Consider the following 3,072-nt stretch of genomic DNA (forward strand, 5'->3'; position numbering starts at 1 on the left):
GGGCCGCACCTGCGGCCCGCCCCCTTCGTCGTCGGTGTCGTCGGCCACCGGGGGCCGTCAGTTGGGGGAGAGGCCCTTGCTGCGCAGCCAGGCGGCCGGGTCGACCGCGGCGCCGCCGGCGGGGCGAACCTCGAAGTGGAGGTGCGGGCCGGTGGACTTCCCGGAGTTGCCGGAGTAGGCGATCACGGTGCCTGCCTTGACGCTGCCCGAGTAGTGCACATGGCTGCTGAGGTGCGCGTACCAGGTCTCCGTGCCGTCGGCAGCGGTGACGATCGCCAGGTTGCCGTAGGACGGGTTGACCAGCGTGCGGACCGTGCCGTCCGTCGCCGCCCGGATGGGCGTGCCGTAGCTGACGGGGAAGTCGATACCCGTGTGCATCGACATCCAGTTGATGCCGGACTGGCCGTACACGGCGCTCATGCCCCGCTGATCCACCGGCACGAAGAACTTCGGCCGCAACTCCTCCTGCCGGGCCGCCTCGGCCTCGGCCTCGGCCTGCTCCTCGGCCTTCTTCTGCTCCAGGTCCATGCGTCCCTGGGTCCGGCTGGCGCGGTCCGCGTAGTCGTCGGCGGCGGCCGTGAGCCCTTCCAGCTGGGTGTCGAGTCGTTCGTTGGCGGCGGCGGACCGCTCCGCGGCGGCGGCCTCGGTCGCCGCGAGGGTCGCCTCGTCCACCTCGGCGTCGTCACCGGCTCCGGCCAGCGGCAGGTCGTCCTCCGAGTGGGAGGAACCGTCGGGCGTCGTGATCGCAGAGGCGGCCACGGCGGAGACGCCCAGGACGCACAGGGACGGTGCGGCGACCGTCAGGAGCGCCGAACGCTTCGGCTTGGGACGACGGCGCGCCCGGCGGTTCCCGGGGTGCGGTCCCTCGACGTCGCGGTCCCCGGCGCGTGCGGCGGCCGAGGCCGCCAGCGCTTCCGCGTAGGGGTCGCCGCCGGTGACGGGCGCTTCGCCGTCGGCCGCCTCGGCGCTCGGCGTCGGCGGTTCGCCGTGACCGCCGCCGGGACGCTCCGAGCTGTCAGGGCCGTCAGGGCCGGCGTCGTGGCCGAACCCGCCGAACTCCCCGAACCCGCCGAACTCCCCGTGCGGGAGGCCGTCGTGCCCGAACCCGCCGCCGTCGCGGACGCCGTGGTCGTGGGTGTCGTGCTGGGGCGCGTTGCCGTACGCCGCGTCCCCGTACGCGCCGTAGGTCTCGTGCGGCGGGCCGAACCCCTCGGCGGGGGAGTCCGGGCCGAAGTCGTCCCCGGGGAAGCCGGGGGCGACGTGGTCGGCCTGGGCCGCCCAGCCCTCGTGCTGTACCCCGCCGGGCACGCCGTCGTGCCGGCCTCCGTCGGACTGCGAGGGGATGCCCTCGGTCCTGGCGTTCCACGACTCCCAGTCGGCGGTGTCCCAACCGGTGGCGTCCGTCGCCGTGATGGAGGCGTGCTCCGCCGGGGCGGTCAGGGTCGCGGTGGCGGCTCCGCCGTCCCACTGCTGCTCGCCGTACGCGGCGGCGTCGTAGCCGTCGTAGCCGTCGTGGCCGCCGGTGCCGAAGGTCGGGTCGACCGCCGGTGTGCCGTGCGCGGGGGTGCTGTCCCAGGCTGCGGACCCGTAGTGGCCGTTGCCGTAAGCGGCGGCCTGGCCGTAGGGATCATGTCCGTAACCGTGCTGCACCGGGGGGACGTTGCCGGCGTGGTCACCGCCTCCGAACGGTCCGGCCGGGCCGTGGCCGTCGCCACCACCGAGGAGTGGGTCGACCCCGAGAGGGTCGGCGGCGTACGGGTTCGGGCCCGTCAGGCCCTGCTCGGCGTAGCCCGTCTGCTGCCCGTGGGTGTCCTGGCCGCCGTGTCCGAGGTGCGGGGAGCCCGTCTGATCCGCGTAGGCGTGGCCGTAGGACGTGTGGGTATAAGCGGAGTAGTCGGCGGAGTACCCCGATGCGGGGTCGCCGCCGCCGTCAGCTGTGCCGGTTGGGTACGGGTGCCCCGACAGGTGACGATCGTTCACCGACCATGCCTTCCGGCTCGACGACAGAGGCGGGGCGTGGCCCCGGCGGCTGTAGTGCGGCGACTGTACCCGCCGCTGTGCGCGGGCGACAATCTTCCCGCTGCCCGGCCGCGGAAGGAAACGGGCATTCGGTCGACTTTGCCGGGATCACCCATGACTGCTGCACCGTATATTCGATTCTCGTTCGATCGTTCGAGTCGCCGCGGTGGGGGAGTATCGCCCGGAACGGCGCGGATTCGGGGTGCAGGTGGGGGTCGTCCGAGCCGCTGACCTCCCCTTCGACTGTGCGGCTTTCGTGACCGACCCACCCCTCGTTCGGTACCCCTGGTCCCGGGTGCCGCCCCTAGGCTGGAATCAGTGCGCCCCGCGATGCCCGACCGTGTGTGCGGCCCGGGGGTCGGGCGTGTCGAGCGGTGTCCGCAGGGGGGCGCGCGTCCGGGAGGCTCGGCTACCGGATGTCATCGCGAAGGTCGACCGTGTGATTTCTCCCTCTGCGCGTATCGCTCAGGCCGTGGCGTGCGACATGCTGTTGCTAACGCGCGTTCACTCGGCACTGAGGCCGGGGCATGGGAGGTAGTGATGGATGTGTCGGGGCCGATTCGTGTGGTCGTCGCCAAACCAGGACTCGACGGTCATGACCGCGGAGCCAAGGTGATCGCCAGGGCGCTGCGGGACGCGGGCATGGAGGTCATCTACACCGGGCTTCACCAGACGCCGGAGCAGATCGTGGACACCGCGATCCAGGAGGACGCGGACGCCATCGGCCTGTCGATCCTCTCCGGTGCCCACAACACGCTGTTCGCCAAGGTGATCGCCCTTCTCAAGGAGCGCGACGCGGCCGACATCACCGTCTTCGGCGGCGGGATCATCCCCGAGGGCGACATCGCACCCCTCAAGCAGCAGGGCGTGGCCGAGATCTTCACGCCCGGTGCGCCGACCGGCGACGTCGTCGCCTGGGTCCGGGCCCACGCCCGCGCCGCCTGACGGATTACCTCCTACGCACCGGTCGGCCCGCCCGCCCGGACGTCGGCGCCGGGGGCCTGCGGGCCGGGGGCCCGGGCCGGGGCGGGCCCTGCCACCACGGGTGGGCGC

Annotated in this window: 2 protein-coding genes; one reads left to right on the forward strand and one right to left on the reverse strand. The window is 73.1% G+C overall.

Translation table 11 applies throughout. The features are described from left to right. Nucleotides 1-57 precede the first annotated feature (57 nt). Entirely contained in the window at nucleotides 58-1,980 is a 1,923-nt protein-coding gene (locus tag HCJ92_RS25230; protein ID WP_338054346.1) for a M23 family metallopeptidase, read from the reverse strand. 579 nt (nucleotides 1,981-2,559) lie between these two features. On the opposite strand from HCJ92_RS25230, the gene HCJ92_RS23130 reads away from it, so the two are divergent. Continuing rightward, nucleotides 2,560-2,964 carry a coenzyme B12-dependent isobutyryl CoA mutase small subunit gene (locus HCJ92_RS23130; RefSeq protein WP_167935555.1) on the forward strand — a complete coding sequence of 135 codons (405 nt, stop codon included), beginning with the start codon at nucleotides 2,560-2,562 and terminating at the stop codon, nucleotides 2,962-2,964. The last annotated feature ends 108 nt before the right edge of the window (nucleotides 2,965-3,072 follow it).

It is taken from the genome of Streptomyces spiramenti (genome assembly GCF_012034385.1).
Taxonomy (GTDB): Bacteria; Actinomycetota; Actinomycetes; order Streptomycetales; family Streptomycetaceae; genus Streptomyces; species Streptomyces spiramenti.